At 40.3% G+C, this 678-nt stretch carries 1 protein-coding gene; it reads right to left on the reverse strand.

Annotated elements, in window-relative coordinates; translation table 11 throughout:
• Positions 1 to 678, reverse strand: a 678-nt coding sequence (locus IEV84_RS16405; protein WP_444542654.1) for an HYR-like domain-containing protein, incomplete at both ends; no start/stop codon positions are given.

Raw genomic sequence — 678 nt, forward strand, 5'->3', positions numbered from 1 at the left:
TTTCATCGGTAACGACTAAAACATCTGGAGCAGGCACAGCACTAAGACATTGAACATTTATAGTTGCCGGATTTGATGCTGTTGGAGGCGTAGTGTCATCAATAATTATATTCTGAGTTACATCAGTAGTATTTCCGTTGCCATCATTGATGCGGTATGTTCTGGTAATAGTTCCATCATTAACTAAAGGATTCGCAGTCTGACTAACGAAAGTTACTGTAGGAGTTGTGCAGTTGTCAGTTTCATCGGTAACGACTAAAACATTTGGGACAGGAACAGCGCTAAGACATTGAACAGTTATAGTTGCCGGGTTTGATGCTGTTGGAAGCGTAGTGTCATCAATAACTATATTCTGAGTTACATCAGTAGTATTTCCGTTACCATCATTGATGCGGTACGTTCTGGTAATAGTTCCGTCATTAACTAAAGGATTCGCAGTCTGACTAATGAAAGTTACTGTAGGAGTTGTGCAGTTGTCAGCTTCATCGTTAACGACTAAAACATCTGGAGCAGGCACAGCGCTAAGACATTGAACAGTTATAGTTGCCGGGTTTGATGCTGTTGGAGGCGTATTGTCATCAATAATTATATTCTGAGTTACATCAGTAGTATTTCCGTTACCATCATTGATGCGGTACGTTCTGATAATAGTTCCGTCATTAACTAAAGGATTCGCAG

It is taken from the genome of Flavobacterium palustre (genome assembly GCF_014639535.1).
Classification (GTDB): Bacteria; Bacteroidota; Bacteroidia; order Flavobacteriales; family Flavobacteriaceae; genus Flavobacterium; species Flavobacterium palustre.